This window comes from Kocuria sp. PD6 (genome assembly GCF_031844145.1).
Lineage (GTDB): Bacteria > Actinomycetota > Actinomycetes > Actinomycetales > Micrococcaceae > Kocuria > Kocuria marina.
This window is the reverse complement of sequence record NZ_JAUZUS010000004.1, coordinates 68,205-91,562: the sequence shown is the minus strand read 5'-3', so window position 1 is coordinate 91,562 and position 23,358 is coordinate 68,205. Positions and strand designations below refer to the sequence as shown.

At 68.4% G+C, this 23,358-nt stretch carries 21 protein-coding genes; 5 read left to right on the top strand and 16 right to left on the bottom strand.

Annotated features, from left to right (window positions below; translation table 11 throughout):
- Positions 1 to 11: 11 nt before the first annotated feature.
- Positions 12 to 1,184 carry a glucose-1-phosphate adenylyltransferase family protein gene (locus Q9R22_RS04860; RefSeq protein WP_131332648.1) on the top strand — a complete coding sequence of 391 codons (1,173 nt, stop codon included), beginning with the start codon at positions 12 to 14 and terminating at the stop codon, positions 1,182 to 1,184.
- 27 nt (positions 1,185 to 1,211) lie between these two features.
- Positions 1,212 to 1,373, top strand: a complete 162-nt coding sequence (locus tag Q9R22_RS04855; protein WP_156523380.1) for a hypothetical protein — start codon at positions 1,212 to 1,214, stop codon at positions 1,371 to 1,373.
- A 436-nt stretch (positions 1,374 to 1,809) separates the two neighbouring features.
- Here the strand turns inward: Q9R22_RS04855 and Q9R22_RS04850 are convergent, their stop codons facing one another.
- Genes Q9R22_RS04850 through Q9R22_RS04820 form a run of 7 tightly spaced genes read right to left on the bottom strand, consistent with a single transcriptional unit; the run spans position 1,810 to position 6,596 of the window.
- Complete coding sequence (locus tag Q9R22_RS04850; protein ID WP_242670642.1) at positions 1,810 to 2,382, bottom strand: pilus assembly protein TadG-related protein; 573 nt, start codon at positions 2,380 to 2,382, stop codon at positions 1,810 to 1,812.
- Positions 2,383 to 2,390: 8 nt separating this feature from the next.
- Positions 2,391 to 2,849, bottom strand: a complete 459-nt coding sequence (locus Q9R22_RS04845; RefSeq protein WP_231885499.1) for a hypothetical protein — start codon at positions 2,847 to 2,849, stop codon at positions 2,391 to 2,393.
- A complete protein-coding gene (locus tag Q9R22_RS04840; RefSeq protein WP_242670640.1) occupies positions 2,827 to 3,237 on the bottom strand; it encodes a TadE/TadG family type IV pilus assembly protein in 411 nt (136 codons plus the stop codon). The genes Q9R22_RS04845 and Q9R22_RS04840 overlap by 23 nt, the downstream gene beginning before the upstream one ends.
- Positions 3,209 to 3,433: a hypothetical protein gene (locus Q9R22_RS04835; RefSeq protein WP_131332647.1), complete on the bottom strand. Its 225-nt coding sequence runs from the start codon at positions 3,431 to 3,433 to the stop codon at positions 3,209 to 3,211. Before Q9R22_RS04835 ends, Q9R22_RS04840 begins: the two co-directional genes overlap by 29 nt.
- 42 nt (positions 3,434 to 3,475) lie before the next feature.
- Positions 3,476 to 4,420, bottom strand: a complete 945-nt coding sequence (locus Q9R22_RS04830) for a type II secretion system F family protein (protein ID WP_311254107.1) — start codon at positions 4,418 to 4,420, stop codon at positions 3,476 to 3,478.
- Complete coding sequence (locus Q9R22_RS04825) at positions 4,417 to 5,274, bottom strand: type II secretion system F family protein (RefSeq protein ID WP_131332645.1); 858 nt, start codon at positions 5,272 to 5,274, stop codon at positions 4,417 to 4,419. The genes Q9R22_RS04830 and Q9R22_RS04825 overlap by 4 nt, the downstream gene beginning before the upstream one ends.
- Entirely contained in the window at positions 5,271 to 6,596 is a 1,326-nt protein-coding gene (locus Q9R22_RS04820; RefSeq protein WP_311254106.1) for an ATPase, T2SS/T4P/T4SS family, read from the bottom strand. The genes Q9R22_RS04825 and Q9R22_RS04820 overlap by 4 nt, the downstream gene beginning before the upstream one ends.
- Positions 6,597 to 7,092: 496 nt before the next feature.
- Here Q9R22_RS04820 and Q9R22_RS04815 point away from each other — a divergent pair, with 496 nt between their 5' ends.
- The gene (locus Q9R22_RS04815) at positions 7,093 to 7,698 is read left to right on the top strand and encodes a hypothetical protein (RefSeq protein WP_311254105.1); all 606 of its coding nucleotides are present in this window, start codon (positions 7,093 to 7,095) and stop codon (positions 7,696 to 7,698) included.
- Between the two features lie 31 nt (positions 7,699 to 7,729).
- On the opposite strand, the gene Q9R22_RS04810 is transcribed toward Q9R22_RS04815, so the two are convergent.
- Positions 7,730 to 8,221: a DUF2304 domain-containing protein gene (locus Q9R22_RS04810; protein WP_131332643.1), complete on the bottom strand. Its 492-nt coding sequence runs from the start codon at positions 8,219 to 8,221 to the stop codon at positions 7,730 to 7,732.
- A 13-nt stretch (positions 8,222 to 8,234) separates the two neighbouring features.
- Positions 8,235 to 8,900 (bottom strand): glycosyltransferase family 2 protein, encoded by a 666-nt coding sequence (locus Q9R22_RS04805; protein WP_239318262.1) that lies wholly within the window; start codon positions 8,898 to 8,900, stop codon positions 8,235 to 8,237.
- A gap of 124 nt (positions 8,901 to 9,024) precedes the next feature.
- Here Q9R22_RS04805 and Q9R22_RS04800 point away from each other — a divergent pair, with 124 nt between their 5' ends.
- The gene (locus tag Q9R22_RS04800; RefSeq protein WP_311254104.1) at positions 9,025 to 11,082 is read left to right on the top strand and encodes a DUF6541 family protein; all 2,058 of its coding nucleotides are present in this window, start codon (positions 9,025 to 9,027) and stop codon (positions 11,080 to 11,082) included.
- A gap of 87 nt (positions 11,083 to 11,169) precedes the next feature.
- Here the strand turns inward: Q9R22_RS04800 and Q9R22_RS04795 are convergent, their stop codons facing one another.
- The 6 genes from Q9R22_RS04795 to Q9R22_RS04770 form a co-directional block, all read right to left on the bottom strand.
- Positions 11,170 to 12,096, bottom strand: a complete 927-nt coding sequence (locus Q9R22_RS04795) for an ABC transporter ATP-binding protein (protein ID WP_311254103.1) — start codon at positions 12,094 to 12,096, stop codon at positions 11,170 to 11,172.
- A gap of 3 nt (positions 12,097 to 12,099) precedes the next feature.
- Complete coding sequence (locus Q9R22_RS04790; protein ID WP_085107590.1) at positions 12,100 to 12,972, bottom strand: ABC transporter permease; 873 nt, start codon at positions 12,970 to 12,972, stop codon at positions 12,100 to 12,102.
- A gap of 98 nt (positions 12,973 to 13,070) precedes the next feature.
- Positions 13,071 to 15,101 carry a glycosyltransferase gene (locus Q9R22_RS04785; RefSeq protein ID WP_311254102.1) on the bottom strand — a complete coding sequence of 677 codons (2,031 nt, stop codon included), beginning with the start codon at positions 15,099 to 15,101 and terminating at the stop codon, positions 13,071 to 13,073.
- On the bottom strand, positions 15,098 to 16,285 hold the full coding sequence (gene glf / locus Q9R22_RS04780; RefSeq protein WP_311254101.1) for a UDP-galactopyranose mutase: 1,188 nt from the start codon (positions 16,283 to 16,285) through the stop codon (positions 15,098 to 15,100). Before glf ends, Q9R22_RS04785 begins: the two co-directional genes overlap by 4 nt.
- A gap of 241 nt (positions 16,286 to 16,526) precedes the next feature.
- Positions 16,527 to 17,708, bottom strand: a complete 1,182-nt coding sequence (locus Q9R22_RS04775) for a glycosyltransferase family 4 protein (protein WP_311254100.1) — start codon at positions 17,706 to 17,708, stop codon at positions 16,527 to 16,529.
- Between the two features lie 20 nt (positions 17,709 to 17,728).
- Positions 17,729 to 17,902 (bottom strand): hypothetical protein, encoded by a 174-nt coding sequence (locus Q9R22_RS04770; protein WP_311254099.1) that lies wholly within the window; start codon positions 17,900 to 17,902, stop codon positions 17,729 to 17,731.
- On the opposite strand from Q9R22_RS04770, the gene Q9R22_RS04765 reads away from it, so the two are divergent.
- Positions 17,901 to 22,277, top strand: coding sequence for an FtsK/SpoIIIE domain-containing protein (locus Q9R22_RS04765; protein ID WP_311254098.1), 4,377 nt, complete (start codon positions 17,901 to 17,903; stop codon positions 22,275 to 22,277). The two genes, Q9R22_RS04770 and Q9R22_RS04765, sit on opposite strands and share 2 nt — an antisense overlap.
- Positions 22,278 to 22,426: 149 nt before the next feature.
- On the opposite strand, the gene Q9R22_RS04760 is transcribed toward Q9R22_RS04765, so the two are convergent.
- Positions 22,427 to 22,858, bottom strand: coding sequence for a hypothetical protein (locus tag Q9R22_RS04760; RefSeq protein WP_311254097.1), 432 nt, complete (start codon positions 22,856 to 22,858; stop codon positions 22,427 to 22,429).
- Between the last annotated feature and the right edge of the window lie 500 nt (positions 22,859 to 23,358).

Sequence of the window (23,358 nt, the reverse complement as noted above, 5' to 3'; positions counted from 1 at the left end):
GGAGCCCGCCGATGGAACGCCCCACCGTACTCGCACTCATCCTGGCGGGAGGCAAGGGGTCTCGACTGGGCGCCCTGACCGATCACGTGGTCAAGCCCGCGTTGCCCGTGGGCGGCACGTACCGCTTGATCGACGTGTCCCTGTCCAACCTGGCGCACTCGCACATCCCGGACGTGTGGATGGTGCAGCAGTACCTGCCCCACGACCTCAACGCCTACATGGCCGGTGGTCGCCCGTGGGACCTGGACCGCTCCCACGGCGGGCTGCAGATCCTGCCGCCTTACGAGGGGTCCCACGGCGAGGGTTTCGCGAGCGGCAACTCGGACTCCATCTACCGCCAGAGCACGATCATCCGTGAGGCGGACCCGGATCTGGTCCTCGTGCTCTCCGCGGACCACCTCTACACGATCGATTTCCGGTCCGTGGTGGACACCCACCTGACCAAGCGCGCTGATCTGACCATGGTCACCACCGAGGTCCCCGAGGATCCCTCCCGCTACAGCGTGGTGTGCACCAGCGAAGCCGGCCAGGTCACCGAGTTCGCGTACAAGCCCGAGGAGCCCAAGGGCAACCTTGTGGCCGGTGAGATGTTCCTCTTCTCCACGGACGTGCTGCTCTCGGCGCTGGACACCCTGCAGTCCGAACTGGGCGAGCTGGGCGACTACGGCGAGGACCTCATCCCGTATGTCCTGGAACACCACCGGGTGGTCGAGCACCGGCACCTGGGGTACTGGATGGACCTCGGGACCGTCCAGTCCTACTGGACCGCGCAGATGCAGCTGATCGACGGCGACGGCGCGACCCTCGACGATCCCGCATGGCCCATCTGGAGCGGCCAAGTTGCTCTCCCGCCCGCGTTCGTCGCCGACGACGCCACGGTCTCCCGCTCGTACGTGGCCCCCGGGGCGCGGGTGGCCGGCACCGTGGAACACTCGATCATCGGCCAGAACTGCGTGATCGAGGCCGGGGCCGTGGTGCGCAACTCCGTGCTGCTCGACGACGTGCACGTGGGTCCCACGGTGGAGCTCATCAACGTGGTCGCCGATTCGGGTGCGGACATCACCGGCGGTTCGCAGCGCGGTTCCGCGCAGCACGTCACGGTGATCGACCGCACCGGTACCGTGAGCCAGCGAGAAGCGTTCGACACCTCCGCGGTCCTGCCACGGAACCATGAACAGTACTGATCCCCTCCTTCGAAAGGTCGTCTTGTCATGAGCCGTTCCCGATCCACCCTGGGCCCCGTGCTGCGTCAGGTGCTGCGCTCCACCGTGCGCCGCCAGGCCACCCGCCGCCTCATCGGCGTGGTGCCTCCCGTGGCCGCATACCGCCGGGTGGCCACCGCCCGTCGCTTGCTGCGTATGCTGCGCCGCTGAGTCACGCCCACTGCAATGTGGCGAAGGCACGGCCGGAAATCTCCCGGCCGTGCCTTCGTCATATCGGTGCTTCGTTCAGTGCGGTGCATCACGCGTAGCGTGGCCGTGCTCCTAGCGGTGCGTGGTCCATAGCGACACCTCGCTTGTAGCGGGGCCTCGCTCATGGCGGAGCGTCACTCGTGACGGCTCCCGTCATCGGGCCGTTCGGAGCATCGGGGCCATGCGCAGGATCAGGAGGCCCACGGACACCGAGGGAGCGCCGCCGTGCTGGACGACGGCCCAGGAGGTTGCGCGTGCGGTGTCGGTTGTGGTGGTCGAAGCATCGGTCATGACAGTCTTACTTATCGCGGAAAGTCACTCCGCAAGTGACGCGTCAACGGTACACAACACGTCACCTGTGAAACCGCTGGTCAGACGGCAAACCGGGTGAGGTGAATCACCGCTGCATGACGGCTCGCGCGTCCCCCGTGGCGCTGATCGGGACACCCGCCGGGATGAACACGTTGACCACCGGCGGATGCACCACGGCCGAAAGCGTGACCTGGGCGGTCGTCCCGTCCGCCGATCCCGTGGGCGCCGCGAGGGACAGCCCGCTGACATGGTGGAAAGCCCCCACGGTCCCCAGGTAACTCGTGGCCGAGGCGGCCACCGCCCCGTTCGTGAGGATGGGTGTGGGCGGACCCGAACCGGAGCGGTCCACGTTCGTGAACGTGTCCGCGGCGGCCCCCGCCGCCCGATCGGCGAGCGATTGAAGTTGCCGCTCCCCTACGTACACGCTGGTGATCGCCATGACTGTGACCACCAGGAGCAGAGTCACCAGGGCGAAACCGATCATCACGATCGTGGTCTGTCCGGAGTCAGGATCCTCGGGGTTCGCACGATGCGGTTCATCGCGGTCCTGGCTCGTCCCCTGCGCCGGGCACTCGTGTGGCCGCGGCCCGTCGAGGTCGTCGATCTGCGCAGTCGCGATACCGATGAGGGGCCGCATCACGTCGCGGCCGGATAGCATCGCGCGCATCATGAGTACCGCCCCGCGATCACGGTGACGTCCGAGGACAGCGTGGCGATCCTGGCTGTGACGAACCCCGGCATCAAGGGGAGTTCCACGGTGACGGTGGCGTGGACCCGGGCCACCGAACCGGGTGTCTCACACGTCCCGTCCGAACAGCTCACCGTGACAGCGAGGTCCCGCGGGTCGAAACCGTGATCCTGGGCCGCGACGGCGGCGACGTCGTGCACCCTTACGCGATTGAGGTCCTTGGCCTCGAGAACGGACACGGCCTGAGCCGCCTGGTCCGCCGCCGCGACCACGGCGAGCGAGCCCGCCTGGACCCGGGCCACCGTGACCACCAGGTACATCACGGGCACGAGCAATAGCAGGCCCAGTCCGATGAACTCCACGATCGCGCTCCCCCGGTCCGGATCGTCCCCGGAACCGCGCCGCGCGAGGACCTCACGAATCCATGTCGACCGCATGCCCACTCACCTCCAGCGCGCGCGGCGGGCCCAGCGTGGCCACGACCGGTAGGGGCGAGACCACACGGATCTCGACCGCCGGCAGTGACCCCACGCTGGTACGGGACACGGAGATCTCCCGCGCATACCTCGCGCCCACGGTGTCGGTGATGATCCCGCGCGTGCGGGCGAGGCCGTCCTCGTCGGTGCGGTCCGCGAGGCTCGCGTACCGGGCCCCGGCCGCGGCGGCGTCGATCAGGGTGTTGCGCACGTGCAGCGCGAATCCCACCTGCAGAATGAGGCCGAACAGCACGATCGCGAGCGCGAGGACCATGACGTATTCGGCCACCGCGTTGCCGGCGTCCGGGTCGAGCGCGGGGTCAGAGGCCCGAGACGCGGTTGATGGCATCCTGGAACAGCCCCTCCAAGGCGGGCCGGGCGATCAGCAACAACCCCGCCACCAGCACCGCGGACATGAGCGTAAGCATGACCCAGCCGGGTACGTCCCCCCGATCCGGGTGGTCATTACTCGGTGCGAGCCGAGCGGGCAGGGAGACGGTCAGCAGCCACACGGTGGCCGCATGACAGCGCATCAGGTGTTTCATGATTTTCTCCTTGTGTCGTCAGTGGGTTCGGGAGCCGATCCGTCAGAACCCCAGGTCCAGGACCGCGAGTCCGGGGAACACCGCGAACATCACGCTCAACGGCAGGATGAAGAACACGACCGGGACGAGCATCGCGATCTCTTTCTTGCCGGCGATCTCCATCAGGACCCGTTTGTCGTGGTCCCGCACGTCCTGAGCTTGGGCTCGCAGCACGTCAGCGAGCGGGGTGCCCCGTTCGATGGCGACGACGATGCCGTCCACGAACCTGCCCAGCGCCACGACGTCGGTGCGCGCCGAGAAGTCCTGCAGCGCCGTCGTCAATCCGGACCCGGCGCGCGTCTGGGCGAGCACCGCTCGGAATTCCCCGACTAACTCGCCCTCCGCGACCCGGCACACCCGTTCGAGCGCGCCCACGGTGCTTTCCCCGGCGCCTACCGCGAGCGCCATGAGCTCTGCCACGGCGGGGAACTCGGCGAGCATGCGCTTCTCCCGGCGCTGGATACTGCGGCTCAAGAGGTAGTTACGCAGCCATACACCGGTCCCCGCGCCGAGGACGGCACCCACGGCGAGGATCGCGATGTTCACGTCCGCCCGCAGCACCAGGGCCATTCCGATCACGCTGCCCACGACCGCTCCGGCCACACCGAAGAGCACCTGTTCGGCGCGGTAGTCCATGACATCCTTACGGGAACCGTCCCGCACGAGTCGTCGGGCGAGGACGTCCGCGTTGGAGAACAGGGGCGCTGCGCGCTGAAGGATCCAGTGCATGAGGGCGTTGCCCGCCGCACCCGTCAGGGACTGGCCGCGGGAGCGCCGTGAGCGCCAGGGGTTGTCCCCGAGTCCGGCGGAGAGCTCCGCGGCGCGCAGTTGCGGGGCGATCCGGTCCGCGAAGCTGGGCGCTCCCACGGCCTTGGCCGCCGCAAGGATGAGCCACAGTCCCAGCGAGAGAACGAGTCCGAGCACCCCGGACAGCACGGTGAGGTTCATCGCAGCACCCTCCGCTCGGTGGGTAAGGCGCCCAGGCGCAGCATGAGCTGGTACGCCAGCACCGAGATCGCGAGCCCACCCAGGAGCACGGCGGCGCCGGCGGCCGTGTTGTAGGCGCGGACCGCTGCGGGTTGGGTGGCCATGAGCGCAAGGATGAGCCACGGTGCCGCCACGGACAGCCGAGCGGCGTTCACGGTCCAGGACTGCCGGGCTTCCAGTTCACTGCGGGTTCGTTCGTTCTCCCGCAGGAACTCGGACAGGGTGCCCAGCAACTTCCCCAGATCGGTGCCGCCCACCTCGCGGGTCACGCGCAGCGCCTCCACGATGTTGTCCGCCACGGGATCGGCGAGCCGCTGCTTGAGCATGGTCAGCGACCCGTGGAGCTGACCGCTAGCACGGTAGTCGGCCGCGAACTGGGCGAACGCGGGCCGCAGGGGTTCCGGTCCCCGGTACTGCAGTTGCATCAGGGCTTCGGGCAGGCCCATCCCCGCGCGGATCGCGGAGCGCACATGGTCCACGACGTCGGGCCAGACCTCGCGCAGGACGGCCGTGCGACGTCGTGCGCGCCGTTTGACGAGCCACAGCGGGAGGCACAGTGTCACGAGGAAGACACACAGGCCGAACACCGCGGCGGACGTCAGCGCCAGGATCAACACCCCCGCCACCAGGGCGAGGAGCAGGCTCAGCCCGATGAACGCCGCGGGTGACAGGCCCGGGAGATCCGCCCGTAACAACAGGGTGCGGAGGTAGCCTGCCCGCGCGTGTTTGGTCCGCGCGGCAGGTGGCCGGGTCCAGCACGACCACCACACGAGGAACACCCCGGTTCCCAGCAGTACTCCGAACAACGCACTCATGGGTCTCGCCGCCCCGTTCGCGACGCGTCGTCGGCGGGCGTGGCGATGCGGCCGGTGTCGTCGGACGCGGTACTCGCCGGAGCGTCGTCGTGAATCAGCGACGCCGGAGAATAACCCGCGCGCGTGAACTTGTGGGCCGAGGGCAGCTCCGAGGCCACCGCGCGCAGGGCGCCGTCCTGTAAGCGGAAGATCGGGTACGTCTCGATGACGCCGTTCTCCACCCGGTTACCGATGCCCAGGATCTCGGCGACGTACCGGTGACCCGAGGGCGCGCGGTGGCAATGGACGACCAGGTCGAAGCACGAGGCCACGGTGGGTACCACGAACGCGCTACTGATGTTCTCGCCCGCGAGCAGCGGCAGGGTGCAGATCTTGGTCACGGCATCGCGGGCAGAATTGGCGTGCAGCGAGCACATCCCCGGCAGCCCGGCATTCAGCGCGATGAGCATGTCCAGACTCTCGGCCTCGCGCACCTCCCCCACGACCAACCGGTCCGGGCGCATGCGCAGCGCCTCCTTCACGAGCCGGCGCAGCGGGATCTCGCCCGTGCCCTCGAGGTTCGCTTGGCGGCACTGCATGCCGACGACGTCGCGCAGCGCCACCTTCAGCTCGAAGACCTCCTCGACCGTGATCACCCTCTCCCGCGGGCCGATCGCCGCGCACAAGCAGTTGAGCAGGGTGGTCTTCCCGGCCTGGGTGGCCCCCGACACCAGGATGTTCAACCCGGCATCCACCGCCGCATGCAGGAACTGCGCGGCCTGGGTGGTGAGCGAGCCCAACCCCACCAGATCCTCCAGGCGGCGGGCCCGTGCCACGAACTTGCGGATGTTCACCGCCCAATGCGCCCGGGTAACGTCCGGGATCACCACGTGCAACCGGGAACCGTCCGGCAGGGAGGCGTCCACGAACGGGGAACTCAGATCCAGGCGGCGCCCCGAGGACTTGAGCATGCGCTCCACGAGGGTGCGCACGTGTGACTCGCTCAGCACGAGACTCGTCAGCTCGGATTCGCCGTCGCGGGCGATGTAGATCTCGGTCGGGCCGTTGATCCAGATCTCCTCGACCTCGGGATCATCCAGGAACGGCTGCAACGGACCGTACCCGGCCACCAGGTCCAGCACCGTCTTACGGGCAGCCTCAAGGTCCTGCACCCGCGGCAACCCCGCACGCGCCGAACGCACGTCGTACTCCGCCACCACAGCGGCCACGATCTGACGGGTGGGCTCCACCTCATGCAACGGATCCAACCCGCTGCGCCGGATCTGCTCACGCACATCCGCCTCGATCAACCCGATCGCGTCCTCGGCGACCCCTACGGCCATGACTCCCCCTGGGATTCCCCCGAACCCGTTACCGGCTGGTCAACTCTGCAGGGAACGCTAGGGGAAATCGCAGCTGATCGACACGACACGGCACCCGGTCTGTGGATAACCCCGCTGACGTGCACCGATGAACCCGGCCATGGGCGTCATGTTTCGACCTACTATGCAACTGCATCGAGTGTGATGGGCATCACGACCAATGGGGCAGGACGCGCTAGTCCGGCCGAGCTGGTCGCCGCGACGTGACTGAGAGACCTGGACCTCTGCAGCACGAGCTCCGTGCGGGGCCAACGGCGCAAGTCGAGAATGAGCGTGCGCTCCGGCCGCCTTACGATGACGCCACCGATGGAAGGAGGGAAGAGTGGCCAAGCACCTGTTTCTGCCTAAGACCCACCCCCTCTCTCGCTTTTCTCGACGAAACAGGCTCGATCTCCCGAGACGGATTCTTCGCTGTCGGCCTTCTCCTTCACCCGGGCCTCCCCGGGTTCTGCGCAGCATGCAGAAGTACCGAGACCGAACCCATGACTACGGCAAGTTCCACCTCACGGATCTCACCCAGGGCGCCCTCAATACTTACGAGGGCTTCGTGGACACCGTCTTGACCGACAGCGACTTCCGTTTCTTCTGTTGCGTCGCTGCTCGAGATCCTGCCGACCCGGTGGCACGGTTCGCAGATCCGTGGACGGCCTACCTGAAGTTGTTCGAACGGTTACTCATAGGGGCGATCAGACCGGGAGAAATAACAACTGTTCTGGCCGACAACTATTCCACCCCTGATCACGACCTGCTCGAGGAAGATCTCAAATCCAACGTCAACCGTCGCCTGCGTAGACTCGGAATTGCATCAGTTGTACGTCTGGACTCGCGTGCCACTGACGGGCTGCAAGCGGTAGATGTCTTGACCTCGGCCATCGCGTTCCACCATCGTCTCACAGCGGGACTCGCCGGTTCCCGGTCGCCCAAGGCCCTGCTCGCAGACCATGTCGCTCAACGATGTGGTGTGCCCGATTTCTTGACCGAGAGGAAGACTGCGTGCCTCGGCTTGAGGATGTATGACCATGCCTCTCGGCCCGGCATCGCTGGGCCCGATGTCGGGGAGTAAAATGACTATGTACCGGGTGTGGGCCTCTGGCCTATAGCCCGGTATTTTCTTGCTGTGCGGAACCCGGCCCAGCGGCGTTGTGCCCGGACGAGTACCCCGACGATGGCGCCTCCACCGGCCGACCCAGCGGCGAGGTGTGGCGGAAGGCGCGCACCGAGCGGCGCTCGCCGTGGGCGGCGTCGGGCTCCCAGGGCTTCTCGGTCTCCGAGATGGCGATGTGCCGGGCGATGCGGGTGAGCTTGACCTCCTCTGCACGGCGGTGCTGCGCTGTGGTGTACTGCGTGACCATGAACAGCACCACGAGCGCGTAGAGCACCAGATCCGTACCACGGCCGATGCCCAGGAACCGCGCGACGCTCGTGACGAGGTCCGGGACCAGGATCGAGATGGCCGCGAAGACGAAGAACGCGACGGCCGCGAGCCGGCGGATCGCCTGGTGCTTGGCGTTGGCCCCGCCGCGCACGAGCGTGAGCGCACCGTACGCCACGGCGAGGATGAGGACGATCTGGACCACGATGGTCATGTGGGGGCTCCCGCTACTTCACGAACAGTTCGGTCAGGATGTTCACACCGTTGAGCAAAGACTGGCCCTTGCCCTTGGAATACTCCGTGTAGATGATCTCCACCGGGTGCTCGACCCACCGGGGCTGGATCTGCGCGAACTGGTTGACGATCTCGGAGGCGTGGGCCATGCGGTTCTGCTTGAGGTGGATCTTGCCCAGGGTCCCCCGGTCGATGGCCCGCAACCCGTTGTGGGCGTCGGAGAGGTCCATCCCGCTCGTGAACTTGGACACGAACGCCGCGGTGCGCAATACGAGGCGTTTTAGCGGTGAGACCTGCGTGCGGTCGTCCAGGAACCGGGAGCCCAGGACCACCTCGGCCTCACCGGAGCGGATGCGCTGAACCATGTCGTACGCGTCGATCACCCGGTGCTGGCCGTCCGAGTCGAACGTGACCACGCAGTCCATCTCGGGGTCCTGCAGCGCGTACTCGAAACCCGTCTGCAGGGCGGCACCCTGACCGAGGTTGATGGGGTGCTGGACCACCACGGCGCCGGCCTCGCGGCAGATCCGTGCGGAGTCGTCACGGGAGCCGTCGTCCACGCACACCACGTGCGGGAACGTCCGGCGGAGGTTCTCCAGGACCTCCCCCACCACCTGGGCCTCGTTGTACACGGGCATCACAATCCACGCTCGACTCACCCGACCATTGTTCCATAGCGCGCGGCACCCCCCAGTCCCGGGCCGGGCATCCCCGGGTCTCCCTCCGAGCCCGGCGATATACTGCGTCAGGTTCCCCAGCTTCCCCCTGCCGAAGGAAAGTCGTTTGCTTCCCAACATAGGCCTGTTCTCCATTCTCTGGGTCGCAGCCGCACTTTTCCTCCCCGGTTACGGACTGTGGAGGTCCCTGCGCTTCTCCCGGGCGCGCTCGCTGCTCTTCGCCCCGCTGGGCTCGGCCGCCGTGCTCGGTGGCCTGGCCATGGCTCTCGGTCTCGCACACATTCCCTGGAACCGGGGCACCGTCCTGGTGGGGTGTCTCCTGGTCTGGCTGCTGGTGGCCGCACTCATGGTGCTCGGGCGACGACGACGCGAGGGCAGCTCGGAGCTCGGGTGGCGGGAGCGCTGCCGGGCCGTCTACCGGCAGCCGGTAGACGCGGAGCACCGCATACCGTGGCACGGGCTGCTCGTCGCGCTCCTGTCGGCCGGCATCGGTGGGTACCTCATCAGCACCCGGCTTCGAGAATTGATGCCAGGGGCGGGGTCCTTCCCTCAGCGGTTCGACGTGCTGTTCCACCTCAATGCCGTGCGGTTCATTCTCGAGACGGGCAACGCCTCATCGTTGAACCTCGGAACGATGATCGCCCCGGACAAGTCGTTCGCGTTCTACCCGTCCCTGTGGCACGGCCTCGGTGCCCTTGCCATGCAAGCCACCCACGACGACGTCTTCGTGGTCACGAACGCGGTCGTCCTCGTGGTGTGCGCCGTCGTCTGGCCCCTCGCGATCGTCACGGCAGTGGGAACGATCACGGGTTTCCGGCCCCTGCCCCTGATCACAGCGGGCGTAGGGTCCGCGGCATTCAGCTCTTTCCCCTTCGCGCTGCTGAACTACGGCCCCCTGCTACCGAACATTCTGTCGCTGTCCTTGCTTCCCCTCGCCGTGGCTGTCATGGCTTCCATCACGGCTGTGACCCACCGTCTGCGGGCAGACGTGGGCCAGCGCATCATCGTGATCCTTGCCATGCTTGGCGCGCTGGGGGTTGCCCAGCCCAATGCTCTGGCAACCCTGCTGGTGGCCACCACTCTGATGGTGGTGTGTCGCAGCGGGTGGCGGGTACGCCGAGCCGCGGAGAACTTCACGCACCCCTGCCTCGTCCGTGGCAGCAGGGCTGGCCGGTACTACCGCAAGCTCATGCTCGGGACCATCGTCATTCTGCTGACCATTGCGGCCTTCACCATCATCTGGTCGGTTCTGCAGACGGACTACAACCGCCCCTCCGACACGGGGCTGACCACCGCCGTCGGACAGGCCGTCCTACTCGCTCCTAACGGCCGCGACGAGATCCCCTGGGTCTTCGCCATTAGTTCTCTCCTGGGCCTCATCGTGGCAATCTGGCGTCGCAAGTACCTGTGGGTCGCCCTGATGCACGTCAGCACTCTCGTCCTCTACGTCTACGCCACAGGAGCGCCGGACGACCCGTTCCGCACCTGGCTGGTCGGGCCCTGGTATGAGGACTCCTCGCGACTGGCGGCTCTGCTGCCGATGACCGGGGTGATGCTCACAGCAATCTTCGTCGTCTCCGTGGCAGACGTCTTCTTCCCCCGGCATATCGCCTCGGACCGGGTCATGCGGTGGCGGGCACCCAGTGAACTCGTCCTCGCGGTGGTGCTGTGCGTCCTCATGCTCCCCGCCACCCAGGAGGCGCCGTTCCGTCATATGGACGTCTACCTGAGGGACGCCTTCCGGATTGACGCGAATTCGTTCGGACTCACTCCGGACGAGTACGAGCTGCTGAAACGCGTGGACCTGAGCGTTCCCGAGGACGCCCTCATCGGCGTCAACCCCTGGACGGGAGCGAGCCTGGCCTACAGCGTGGCGGACCGCCACGTGACCTCGCCCCACATTTTCACCCATCTGTCCCCGGCCGAGGCCGTCGTGACCCGGGACCTCGGGGATACCTCCAAGTCGGCTGAGACGTGCCCAGCAGTGAACGAGTCGGGAATCGACTACGTCCTCGACTTCGGTGACCGGGCCCTGATACCGGACACTCCGGACTGGGACGACTTCCCCGCGTATACGAACGTCCACGACGTTCCGGGTGACCACTACGAGGAGGTCGACCGGCAGGGCGGCAGCGTCCTCTACAAGGTCGTGGGCTGCGACTGAACATCCCCGCCTACATGACGACGGCGCCGCGAGAGTAGGACTCTCGCGGCGCCGTCGTCATGTAGGCCGCTGGGCAACACAGCGGGCTCAGCCTGCCAGGGGCCCGTCCAAGTCCGGGTCGTACTGGGGCACGAACTCCTCGCCGCGCTCGGCGGCCTCGCGTGCCTGCCACTCGCGCTTGCGGCGCTTGTCCTCGAGGGCGCGCGCGAGGCCTTCCGCGTGCTCGCGGCGCACCTCCTCCTCGGGCTGGTTGCGCATGTGGGCGACGGCGCCGTAGACGTTGCCGTCGAAGACCTTGTTGCCGTGGTCCATCACGATCCCGCGTTCGCAGATGTCCATCACGAGGTTGAGGTCGTGGGAGACCACCACGAGGGTCTTGCCCCGGCGCACGAGGTCCTTGATCCGACCGATGCATTTCTTCTGGAACGGCTCGTCCCCCACGGAGAGGATCTCGTCCACCAGGAAGACCTCGGGGTCGGTGTGGATGGCCACGGAGAACGCGAGGCGCAAGTACATGCCGGAGCTGTAGAACTTGACCTCGGTGTCGATGAACTCGGCGATCTCGGAAAAGGCCACGATGTCGTCGAACTTGGCGTCGATCTCCGCCTTGTCCATCCCCAGGATGGCGCCGTTGAGGTAGACGTTGTCGCGGCCCGTGAGATCCGGGTGGAACCCCGCGCCCACCTCGATGAGCCCCGCCACGCGCTCCCGCGTGAGCACCTCCCCCGAGTCCGGGTTCATGACCCCGGAGATCATCTTCAGGGTCGTGGACTTGCCCGAACCGTTGAAGCCCAGCAGGGCCACGGTCTCACCGTCGTAGACATCGAACGAGACGTCGTTGAGTGCCGTGAACTTGGCCGTGAGGTCCCCCTTGCGGCCCTTCGCGAGCCACACGAAGGCCTCCTTCATGGAGCGGGTGTGGCGCAGCACGAACTCCTTGGTCATGTGCCTGACCCGGATGGCGACGTCCGCCTCGGTGCGCCCGGGGGTGTGCGGGGTGACTGAACTAGACATGATTCACAGCTCCTGCGCGAAGTTGCCCTCTTGGGACCGGAAGAGCCGGTCCGCGATCACGAAGAGGATCAGGCTGGTGACGATGGCCAACGGGGTCCAGCCCGTCATCAGGTGGGGCGGGACGTGCCAGATCTGCGGGTTATCCGTGGTGGGGAACCAGAACCCGTAGTGGAACAGTTCCACGGCCACCGTGAGGGGGTTGACCATGTAGACGTAATACACCCAGTCCCACAGCTTCTCCCGCACCATGGTCCACATGTAGAGCACGGGCGAGGCCCACGTGGAGACCATGACGATCAGGTCCACGATGTTCTCCGCGTCCCGGAAGAACACGTTGAACGTGGTGAACAACATGCCCAGGGCCAGGGAGAACAGGGCGATGATCAACGTCCCCACGACCACGGCCAGCAACTGTTTGAGGTCCGGGCGCCACCCGGTCACGAGACACGCGAGCAGCAGGATGGCCAATTGCGGGACGAAGTGGATGAACGCGACCAGCAGGTTGGACACCGGGAACAACTGCCGTGGCAGGTAGATCTTCTTGAGCAGACCGCCGTTGGCCACCACCGAACGCGATGCGTTGCCGAAGACCTCACCGAACAGGTTCATCACCACGATCCCGGAGAACAAGTAGACCGCGAAGTTCTCGATCCCCCGGTTCAGGTCCAGGAACACGCCCATGGCGATGTAGAACACCAGGAACTGCACGCCCGGCTTGAGGTAGGACCATAACAGACCCAGCACCGTGCCGCGGTACCTGATCTGGATCTCCTTGTCCACGATCAGCTTGAGCAGGAACCTGTTGGCGAACACGTCCCGCAAACCGCGGTCCTGCCCCGGAGGCCGCAACTGCGTCGCGGGGGCTTGCATTTCCATCTGCCGTCCTTTCCTCGCACGGGCCGTTGTGCGCCGTGACCGGATACACGCCGACGCCGCACGCGGAAGTCTGCGTGCGGCGTCGTGCAGGGGCCAAATTACTGCGCGGGGCTGTTCTCCGCAAAAGTCCGCGCCCACGCGTCCACCGATGTGATCTCCGGGAGGGCGGCGCGGTACTGCTCGCTCAGCGCGTCCCAACGGGAGAGCAACTCGGCGTGGAGCTTGACGCTCTCCATCATGAGCTCACGGACCTGAGCGGGATCCCGGCGGTACCAGGACGCCCCGGTGCCGTCCGCGTTGGAGACGATCGCCGAGTCCAGGGACGCCAGGTAGGACCAGTGGCTGTCCATGTGCGCCACGCTGGCCTCCGGGTACTCCTTGGCCATGTCCCGCACGGGGCGCAGCGTCTGCTTGAGCACGGTGCGCACCGCCCACGGGATCAGCTGCGCCTTGGTCGGGGACTTGGGAGCCCCCATGGTGCGCGGGGGCTTCTTGCGCCGGACCGGCGGCAGAGTGGCCGGGTCCTTGACCACGCGCGCGTCCGAGTACTCGTCCTTCATGGCGCGGATCTCGGGCATGCGGGTGGGCAGCATGGCGTGCAGCCCGTCCGGGCCGTCCAGGACGTCCTGGATCGCGAGCAACACGGACTTGGCCGGGTAGTACTGCATGGACACCACGTGCTTGGTATCCGTGGTCAGGGACTCGCGCAGCATCCGCCCGCCCTTGGCGAACGGCGAGTGCAGCAGAGCCGCGATCAGGCGGTTGCGCTCGTGGAAGTACGCCTGCCAGTCCACGGCGTCGTCCTTGTCCGCCCACGACACGTGCCACACGGCCGCACCCGGCAGGGAGATGGTCGGGTAGCCGGCGGCCTTGGCTCGCAGCGAGTACTCGGAGTCGTCCCACTTGATGAACACCGGCAGGGACAGCCCGATGTCCTCGAGGACCACGCGCGGGATCAAACACATCCACCAGCCGTTGTAGTCGGCGTCCCAGCGCCGGTGCAGCTGGGGACGCGAACGCAGACCGCGCTCGGCGAAGTCCACGCCACCCAGGCCGTCGATGGGACCCCACAAGAACCGATAGGGGTTCACGACCTCCGCGTACGCGTTGAGCAGGGGCTTGTTGTACATGTCGAACATGTGCCCGCCCACGATGGACGGGGTGTGGCACATGTCCGCGAACGCGGTGGCCCGCAGCACGCCCTCGGACTCGAGCAGGATGTCGTCGTCCAGGATCAGGACGTAGTCGGACTTCTCCACGCCGTTCGGGGTGTCCCGGCCGCGCACGACCTCGTACATGTTCCGGGCGAAACCACCGGAACCTCCCATGTTCCCCTGCCGGATCATCCGCAGCTTCCCGCGCATGGCCTTCTCGGCCTGCGAGAAATCGGGTTCGTCCTGGACCAGCTTGTTACCCTGGTCCACGATGATCAGCTCGTCGAGGACCTCGTCCAGGCCGTCCGCCTCGGCAATGGTCTTGATCGTGTTGACGCAGTAGTCCGGGCGGTTGAACGTCGTCACACCCAGGGTCACGCGACCCACCGGGCGGCCATGGGACGGCACGAGCCAGGACGCCGCGTCCAGGACCATGCCCTCCTCGTCCGCGATCAGGTCGAACCAGTACCAGCCGCCGTCACCGAACGGGGCCAGCGTGAGCTCGAACTCGCACGTGGCGCTCCCGCTGACCCGGCGGTCCTCGACGCGCTGCGCGACCCCGCGAGCATTCGTGCGGTACACGATGAGCGATCCGGCACCCGTAGTGCGCACACGCAGCACCACGGACTCGGCCACGGTCCAGCGGCGCCAGTAGGACGCCGGGAACGCGTTGAAGTAGGAGCCGAACGAGACGCGTCGCCCGGCCCGGATCCGCACCGAACGGCGCGAGAGGATGTCGTCCGGGTGCTGGTTGGCGGTGTCGGCGCCGGCCGAGGACGGGCCGTCCCGGTTGATGGGACCGTCGATGTACAGCGGCAGGGCGTCCAAGTCCTTGTTCGCGGGGAACACGACCCGGGCCACCTCCCGCAGGTCCTCCGCCGTGCTGGGCTCCGTGTTGATCTTGGCCAGGTACTCCTGGTCATCCGTGGTCTGCGGTTCGGGCTGGCTGGCCTGTTCCACGCGTTCGCTGCTCACTCGTCCATTCCTCCGCTGCTCAGGGGCGCACCGGAGGTGAAATGCGGTGCGATCTTGTTGTCCACCATGGACAATGCCGAGCCGATGGCCATGTGCATGTCCAGGTACTTGTACGTGCCTAAGCGGCCGCCGAACAATACCGACGACTCCCCCTTGGCCAGATCCCGGTACGCGAGCAGCTTCTCGCGGTCCGCCTGCGTGTTCACGGGGTAGTAGGGCTCGTCGCCCTTCTCGGCGAAACGCGAAAACTCCCGCATGATCACGGTCGCGTCCTTGGTGTAATCACGCTCCGGGTGGAAGTGGCGGAACTCGTGAATGCGCGTGAACGGGACGTCCTCGTCCGGGTAGTTCATCACCGAGGTGCCCTGGAAGTCCTCGATGTCCAGGACCTCTTCCTCCAGATCGATCGTGCGCCACGAGAGGTCGCCCTGGGCGTAGTCGAAGTACCGGTCCACCGGGCCCGTGTAGACCACGGGGACCTGGCCCACCACGTTCGACTTGGAGAACTCCTGGGAGTCGTCGAAGAAGTCGGTGTCCAGGCGCACGTCGATGTTCGGATGGTCCGCCATGCGCTCAAGCCACGCGGTGTACCCGTCCACGGGCAGGCCCTCGTGGGTGTCGTTGAAGTAGCGGTTGTCGTACGTGTAGCGCACGGGCAGCCGGGAGATGATGGACGCGGGCAGGTCCTTCGGATCGGTCTGCCACTGCTTGCCGGTGTAGTGCTTGATGAACGCCTCGTACAGCGGGCGTCCGATCAGCTGGATGCCCTTGTCGTTGAGGTTCTGCGGATCCGTGCCCGCCAGTTCACCGGCCTGCTCGCGGATCAGATCGCGTGCCTCCCCCGGGGAGTACGCCGCGCGGAAGAACTGGTTGATCGTGCCCAGGTTGATGGGCATGGGGAACACCTCCCCCTTGTGCCGGGTGTACACCCGGTGCACGTAGTTCGTGAACGCGGTGAAGCGGTTCACGTACTCCCACACGCGCTCGTTCGAGGTGTGGAACAGGTGGGCCCCGTAGCGGTGCACCTCGATCCCGGTCCGCTCCTCGTTCTCGCTGTAGGCGTTGCCGCCCAGGTGGGAACGCCGGTCGATCATGGTGACCTTCAGACCCATTTCTCGCGCCGCTCGTTCCGCCACGGTCAAACCGAACAGACCCGAGCCCACGACCACCAGATCAGTGTTCATGTGTTTCTCCTAGCATCTTCCGCGATTCATGCACGGACATCGTCTGGCCTAAAAATACCGGACACCACCCCGTGCGCCCTGTGTGACCCGCACAGCGCCGCGCCTCGTGAGCGTCGTCACACGGCGGCGTCGTGCGCAGGGTGCGACGCCGCTCGGCCGCTACGGCGACGGCGCCGCAGCTCGGAGGACGGCGGGGTTCACGCACCGCCGCACCGGGATGACAGCGAGGCGCGCTCCGCGTTCAGCGGGCGCCCGGGGTGAAGCCGCTGAGCACCCACGCGGCGGCGGCTCGCCCCGACGCCGCGAGCGACGCGTTCTCGCGGGCCCACGTCCGACGGCGCTCACGTGCGCCCTCGCGCTCACCCGAGCGGGCGTCGTCGAGCGCGCGTTCCATGGCGTCCGCGACCGCCTCGGGGGTGAACTCCACGGGCGTTCCCAACCGGTTCTCGGACACGAGGCGGGCACCCGCGCCCACCCCGGCGTAGATGGACGGTGTGCCGCACGCGGCGGCCGCGTAGAGCTTGGTGGGCTTGGAGAAGTCGTACCCGGTGTGCGGGATGACGGAGGCGAGGGCGGCCACGGCACCCCGCAGGAACGCCGCGGTGCGCGCCGGGGGCTGCACGCCGTGGAACACGACGTTGTCCGGGGCCAGCCGCGCGGCGACCTCCTGGACGCGGGTGAGGTCCGACCCGCGCCCCAGGACGTGCAGGGTCACCCCGGGGTGGCGCGGCAGGATCCGGGCGAGCGCCTCGATGAAGATGTCCATACCCTGCCATTCGGACACGGACCCCGCGTACACGAAATACGGTCCGTCCCACGGTTCGGCGGGGCCGTCCGCGGTGAAGGTGTCGGTGTCGATCCCGTTCTCGGCGAGGAACATCTTGTCCCGCCCGACCCCGGTCACGCGGCGCAGTTCCTCGCCCATCGATTCGGACACCGTGATCACACCGCCGGCGCGCCGGGCGGACACGGTCTCCGCGACGCGCATCAGCTGCGTCACCACCGAGGGGACGTCCATGTTCAGGGTCGCGGAGGTCCACACGTCCGGGTTGTACCAGATGTACGGACGACGCCGCAGTGCACTCGACAGCCACACCGCGAGTCCCGTGGTGGGGGGTGGTTCGCTCACCACGATGTCCGCGTCCATGGTGAGGAGGCGGGCGAAGGCCTGGACGTCGAAACTCAGGTACTGGGCCACGCCGCGGACGTAATCCTCGCTGTCCCGCAGAACGGGGACCCGCACGATGCGGTACGGCTCGTCCACGGTGGCCGCAGCCATGGCGCGGGGCGGGTTCGTGGTCAGGACCGTGACGTCGGCCCCCTCGGCGGCGAAGCCCCTGGCCAGGGCGGCCAGACGGAAGGACGCGGCCGCCGGTTCGGGGAGGAAGATTCGGCTGACGATGACAACCTTGCGGGGTCTCATGGCCTTTACTGTCTCATGATTCACGCCCCAATCCGGACCGCGTCCACGGCGCGTGCATGGGCGTTCGGTGGGAAGATCGGCCCGCGGTGAGCCCACTGCACGAGCGAGCCCTTGTACGCCCCCGCGCCGCGCGGATCCACACGGCGGGACGTGTCCTCGCCGCGGGCGGTCACCGGCGGGTGAAGTGCTGTCATGCAGTTGAGTCTCCGGATCACGTGGGCCGGTTCCGGCGTGGTCCACACCGCGCACCTCACCGCCGCATCGGGTGCGCGCGGGGCGGACCTGCGCGCCGAACTCGCCCGACTCCTGGGGACGCCGTGCACCGCCGTGGTATCGGGCGTCGATCTCGCGGCCGCGCGCGTGGGCACCCCGCCCCTGACGGATGGTGCCACGGTGGTCCTGACCCCGGAGGCACGGACCCTCGACGACGCGGACGTGCCGGCCGGGCCCGCTCAGGCCTCGACGCCGGGTCCCCCGTCCCCGGTCGAGCCGCTCGCGGATCCACAGGAGACCGCGTATCTCGTGGCCGTGGAGGGCGTCGGGGTGGGAACGCGCCTCCCGCTGGCCCGCGGAACGCATCAGCTCGACCTCACGCCCCACGAGCCACAATTGCTCCCCGCGTCGCAGCTACGAAAAGATCCCGCCCACCCGACCCTGATCATGGATGACGTGGGCCTGCGGGTGCTCCCGGGAGGCGCAGCACTGCGGCACGGCGACCGGGTCCGTGTGCGGGCGGACGGTCGCGCGTGCACCCTGCGGGTCTCGTTCCCCCCGGCGCACACCGAGGACCTGGCCTGGCCGGATCCGGCGGTGCCCCCGGCAGGATTCACCGCCCAGGAGACGGATCCGGCCCACCCCTTGCGTGTGGACTCCCCCGCGGTCGGGAAGTCCCGGATCGCCCTGATCACGGGTCTGCTCCCCCTCCTGGCCGGGATCGGTATCGCGGTGGTCACCCACTGGTGGTTCTTCCTGGTCTTCAGTGCCCTTGGTGCGGTCACGTCCGCGGTGGGTTGGTTCGGCGAGCGCGGCGCGCGGCGCGATCATCGACGTCGCCTGGCCGCGGCACTCCAACGGGACCTGCGCCGCTGTGAGAAGGCGGCGCCGTCGGCCGCGGAGATCGTGGCGCGCGGCCGGGCGGTGCGCAGCTCGTCCCGGAGTGACGGCGGCGGACCCCGCCCGGCCACCGCACTGTCCCATGACGCGACAACGCCCGGACGGATCGGCGCCCCTGCTGAGCGGACACGTCGGTGGGTCCGGCTGGGTCACGCGGCACGGTCCGCGCACATCGTCGGTGACCGTGCGACGGCGCCTCGCGCGGCATTCCACTCCCACGCTCCCGTGTTACTGGATCTGGCGGGGATCGGCAGCCTGACCCTGGTTCTCGACCGGGAACGCGCGGAGGGTGTTCTCCATGCCCTGGCCGTGCAGTTGTTCACGGGGCACGCGGCGCTCGCCGCATTGCGCGTGTCCCCGGGCATCACGTGGCGCCCGCCCGTGGCCCACGATCTGCTCGCAGCACCCCGCGAGAATCCCACGGCCTCTTCACCGGACCGGGACGTCGCGCTGGAGGTCGTGACACCGGCGTGGGCCGCCACCGCGCCGGCCACGCCCGGGACGCTTCGCATCATCGTGACGGCAGACCCGGAGGGTGCCCCCGGGGACACCGTCGTCACCGCGGGACCGGACGGCCTGCGGCTCAGCAGCCGAGTGGTCCATGCCGTTCCGGGGCTTGCGGAGACCGGGCGCGGGACGCACCTCGCGTTCACGCCGGACACCGTGACCTTCGACACCGCAGAGGCGGCGATCCGCGCGTGGCGACGAGCCGCGGGAGGCGCTCACGGTGGGCCACTGCCTCGCCGCGTGGGCTCGCACGAGCTGGTGGCCGCGCACCTCGGTCCGACCTCCACCTCGCTCGTCGGCACGTGCCGTGGCGGGTCCGCCGCTCGTCCCCAGCCCGCGACGTCGAACGCAGCGCTGGCCGCGGTGTTCGGCGTGTCATCCGCGGGGCCGGAGGTCGTCCGGCTCGACGACGAGAACCCGCACCTGCTCGTCGCGGGCACCACGGGATGCGGGAAGTCGGAAGTGCTGCGCACCCTCGTCACGGGGCTCGCACACGCATTCCCACCCGAGCGCCTGGAATTCGTGTTCATCGACTTCAAGGGCGGGGCGGCCCTGGCCCCACTGACGGGGCTACCGCACGTCACGACCCTGCTCACGGACCTGGGACCCGACGAGGTCCGCCGCGCCCTGGCCTTCCTACGCTCCGAGGTGCAGCGCCGCGAGCGGGTCCTGTGCTCCCTCGGGCTCAATGATATGGCGCAGCTGCTGTGCGCCGCGAGCGGTGCACTTCCCCTACGGGAGCTCGTGGTCGTGGTGGACGAGGCCAGGATGCTCACGGATGCCTTCCCGGATGCGGGGCAACAGCTCGCGGTGATTGCCGCGGTGGGCCGTTCCCTCGGTGTGCACCTCGTGCTCGCGACCCAGCGTCCCCAGGGTGCATTGAGCGCGGACGTGCGCGCCAACATCACCCAGGCACTGTGTCTGCGGGTGCGCAGTGATCAGGAGTCGATGGACGTACTCGGAACCGCCGCGGCGGCCCGCATCACCCCCGGCATCCCGGGCCGCGGGTTCCTGGACCGCGGGGACGGCCCGCCCGTGGAGGTGCAGGCGGCGGTCCTGACCCGCATGATCCCACCGCGGCCCGAGCCCCTGGTGCTTCGTTTCGATCCCGGACCCCTTCCGAGCCCGCCCGCCGCGGGAACCGGGCACCTCCGCCTCACCGCGTCCTCGGAGCGGGAAGCCGGGGTCACCGCCGCGGTGCGCGACGTCTCCCGCGCCTGGCACGGGTATCCGCCGCCCACCTCCACTGATATGGCATCGTCTCGCGTTCCCGCCGACGCCGCTGTCCCACCGGCCCTGCCCCGCCACGTGCCCGCGGTGCGCACCGACGGTGACGAGGTGGATCTGGGTGCCGCGGAGAATCCGGCGGCCCACTGGTGCGGGCGGGTCTCGTGGCACCCGTGGCAGGACGGGCCGCTGTTGCTGATCGGACGCCCCGAGGCCACGCGCAAGGGACTGCGCGATGTGCTGCGGCGCTGCGCCCACATCCGGATCCCGACCGCCACGGACGAGGCACACACGGGGGTGGCGGTGTACGTCCTCACCGCCTCGGGCCAGCCCGTGGAGGGGCTCACCACGGCGGGCGGTCGGCCCCTGCACCCCGCTGTCCGCGGCTGTGCCCGTGCGGACCAGCCCGGGGACGTGGCCCACCTGGTGCGACAACTCCATGAGGGGCTCGAACACGCGTCCACCGTTCCCAGGGATCCCCCGTCACGCGCCGTCCTCGCCGTGGACGACTGGGATCGCTGTTGCCAGGTCCTGCGTGCGAGCACGTGGGCGCATCTGGAGGACGAGCTGGTGTCTCTCATGGCCACGGGTGCGTCCGGCGGGCTGTCCTGCGTGGTCGCGGGGGATCGCGCGCTAGTTGCGGGACGCGCTTCCCACCTCGGCTCCAACCGCTTGTACTTCCCACAAGGACAGAGCAACGATGCCCTCGTGCAGTGGCCCCGCCTGCCCCCGTTCACGCCGCATCCCGAGCGAGCCGCCCTCGCGGGCCCGATGGCCGCCCGCTGCACGCCGTGGGGCGTGGAGGATTCTTCGGGGCACCTCGCGGTCGTCCAGCTCGCCAGGTGGCTCGGACCCGACGCACCCGCGGTCGCCCACAGTGCCCCGCCCGGACCCACCGTGCCCACGGGCCTCCGGGATGCCCGGCTCGTTCCGCCACGGCCCGATGAACCTGCGGGTGCACTCGCCGCCGCGTCCCAGGATTCCCCGGACGCACGGCGCACCGACGGCCCGACGCACCAGCCGGCGAACCCGTGGCCCACGTCCTTCCCCTTGCCCACCGTGTGGCATGTCCCCGATCGGTCCGTGGCCGGCTTGGTGCTGGGTGTCACGCGGGACGGGCAATGCGCCGTTCACCCGTGGGGTCCCGGTTCGACCCTGATCGTCGCCGGCCCGGCGCGGTCGGGGCGATCCACGTTCCTTGACGCCGCCCGTTCCGGGTTGGCTGCACGCGCATCCCGAGGCGGCGGGCCTGGACATCTCGTATTCGCCGGCTCCCCCAGCACCGCAGCCGAGGCCGAGGAGCTCCTGCACGCCGCCAGGTCAGCTGATCGGCCGGCCACGATCGTGATCGACGACGCCGACCACCTCACCTCCGATGTCCTCCGGGCACTGGCCACCGCGTGGTCCGCGCATGCAGCCCCGGTCGAGTCCCACCAGGCTGCGGACAGCTCAGCCACCGCCTCGGCCCAGCCCGGGGCACGAATGATCGTGGGCGTGCGCCTCACGGATGCGCTCGCGGGGACCTTTCCCCCGCTACTCGCGTGGCGACAGCACGCGGACACGCTCCTGGTGCGTCCACGGCGGGTGTTCGACGGTGACGTGTTCGGCGCGTCCCTCACGGGCCTTGCGCTGGGCGGGCCGCCCGGCCGCGCGGTCTGGGTGCACCGCGGCCTCGCGGAACCGGTGCAGCTGCCCGCGCCCGCGCAGGCGGTCACAGGGTGAGAGGTACGACGACGCTCGGCCCCGTTCGGCGGGCCACGCCCCGCAACCGTCCGGTCACCCGGGGCCGTTGCGGTGGACGCCATCACTGCCGGCTCGCGCGAGCATCGGTGCCTGAGGTCCCGGCGTGCTCCGCGGGAGGTCCCGCGAGGTCAGCGGGCGACGTCGTCGTGGGTGCGATGCATCCAGGCGACGGTGCGCGGTGCGAACAAGCACAGGACGGTGACCACCGCGATCGCCGCGACCACGATCCCCCATAAGCCCACGGTGAGCTGCAGGAAGGACAGTCCGACGATCAACAAGAACGCCTGAGACACCAGGACCGCGGCGCGCGGCCAGCGTAACCCTCGCCAGGTCCCGCGGGCCGCCGCGCCGAGCCACAACGCACCCGCGGCGAGCACCACGGTCGCGAAGATGATCCCCGCGATGGGCAGGACATGCACGGAGAACAGGGAGACGACCAGGCCCACGGCAACCGCGAGCAATGCCGCACCCTCCAACGCCACCAGCACGGTGATCACGGATGCAGTCCAGGGCCGGGAGCTCGCGGCTCCGGGGGCGGTACGACGATCCGGGGCGGCCATGCGGAAAACCTTTCGGCGGGAACGGGAGCACTCCCACTGTAGTGACCGCATCGGCCCGCGGCCGGTGACGGATGCCGGGAACCTGTCCCGTCCGCTGATGCCGGAGGCCGATGCCACCAGTCGGTGCCGACGGCTCATTCGGGAGACCGGTCCTAACACTCGGTCCCGGCCACCGATGCCGGCCGTCGGCCGCGCGGGCAGCGGCCCGAGCAACCGGTCCCACGGGTCCGTCTCATCGGTGGGTCCCAGCCGCCGGTACAGGGGCCGGCCTCGCGCACGGACATCCGGCGGCAATCGTTGCGAGGGGCGCCTTGGGATGTGATATAGCGCTCACACCCTTGTTTACTGTGTGTTTACGTGGGAAAATTGTGGGCAGAATCCCCAAGGCCCGACATTCACGGGCCTTTTCTGTGTGTCATTCCCCCCGGAAATCCGCGACGCGGCTCGCTGCCGCATTGCGTGGGATGCGCACGGGCCCGCACCCACGAACCCGAAAGGAG

What these genes read in the sequence shown, in the direction of transcription:
- Q9R22_RS04860 (WP_131332648.1), top strand. Translation starts at nt 12, where the DNA reads ATGGAACGCCCCACCGTACTCGCACTCATCCTGGCGGGAGGCAAGGGG.
- Q9R22_RS04855 (WP_156523380.1), top strand. Translation starts at nt 1,212, where the DNA reads ATGAGCCGTTCCCGATCCACCCTGGGCCCCGTGCTGCGTCAGGTGCTG.
- Q9R22_RS04850 (WP_242670642.1), bottom strand. Translation starts at nt 2,382, where the DNA reads ATGCTATCCGGCCGCGACGTGATGCGGCCCCTCATCGGTATCGCGACT.
- Q9R22_RS04845 (WP_231885499.1), bottom strand. Translation starts at nt 2,849, where the DNA reads ATGCGGTCGACATGGATTCGTGAGGTCCTCGCGCGGCGCGGTTCCGGG.
- Q9R22_RS04840 (WP_242670640.1), bottom strand. Translation starts at nt 3,237, where the DNA reads ATGCCATCAACCGCGTCTCGGGCCTCTGACCCCGCGCTCGACCCGGAC.
- Q9R22_RS04835 (WP_131332647.1), bottom strand. Translation starts at nt 3,433, where the DNA reads ATGAAACACCTGATGCGCTGTCATGCGGCCACCGTGTGGCTGCTGACC.
- Q9R22_RS04830 (WP_311254107.1), bottom strand. Translation starts at nt 4,420, where the DNA reads ATGAACCTCACCGTGCTGTCCGGGGTGCTCGGACTCGTTCTCTCGCTG.
- Q9R22_RS04825 (WP_131332645.1), bottom strand. Translation starts at nt 5,274, where the DNA reads ATGAGTGCGTTGTTCGGAGTACTGCTGGGAACCGGGGTGTTCCTCGTG.
- Q9R22_RS04820 (WP_311254106.1), bottom strand. Translation starts at nt 6,596, where the DNA reads ATGGCCGTAGGGGTCGCCGAGGACGCGATCGGGTTGATCGAGGCGGAT.
- Q9R22_RS04815 (WP_311254105.1), top strand. Translation starts at nt 7,093, where the DNA reads ATGCAGAAGTACCGAGACCGAACCCATGACTACGGCAAGTTCCACCTC.
- Q9R22_RS04810 (WP_131332643.1), bottom strand. Translation starts at nt 8,221, where the DNA reads ATGACCATCGTGGTCCAGATCGTCCTCATCCTCGCCGTGGCGTACGGT.
- Q9R22_RS04795 (WP_311254103.1), bottom strand. Translation starts at nt 12,096, where the DNA reads ATGTCTAGTTCAGTCACCCCGCACACCCCCGGGCGCACCGAGGCGGAC.
- Q9R22_RS04790 (WP_085107590.1), bottom strand. Translation starts at nt 12,972, where the DNA reads ATGGAAATGCAAGCCCCCGCGACGCAGTTGCGGCCTCCGGGGCAGGAC.
- glf (WP_311254101.1), bottom strand. Translation starts at nt 16,285, where the DNA reads ATGAACACTGATCTGGTGGTCGTGGGCTCGGGTCTGTTCGGTTTGACC.
- Q9R22_RS04775 (WP_311254100.1), bottom strand. Translation starts at nt 17,708, where the DNA reads ATGAGACCCCGCAAGGTTGTCATCGTCAGCCGAATCTTCCTCCCCGAA.
- Q9R22_RS04765 (WP_311254098.1), top strand. Translation starts at nt 17,901, where the DNA reads ATGCAGTTGAGTCTCCGGATCACGTGGGCCGGTTCCGGCGTGGTCCAC.
- Q9R22_RS04770 (WP_311254099.1), bottom strand. Translation starts at nt 17,902, where the DNA reads ATGACAGCACTTCACCCGCCGGTGACCGCCCGCGGCGAGGACACGTCC.
- Q9R22_RS04760 (WP_311254097.1), bottom strand. Translation starts at nt 22,858, where the DNA reads ATGGCCGCCCCGGATCGTCGTACCGCCCCCGGAGCCGCGAGCTCCCGG.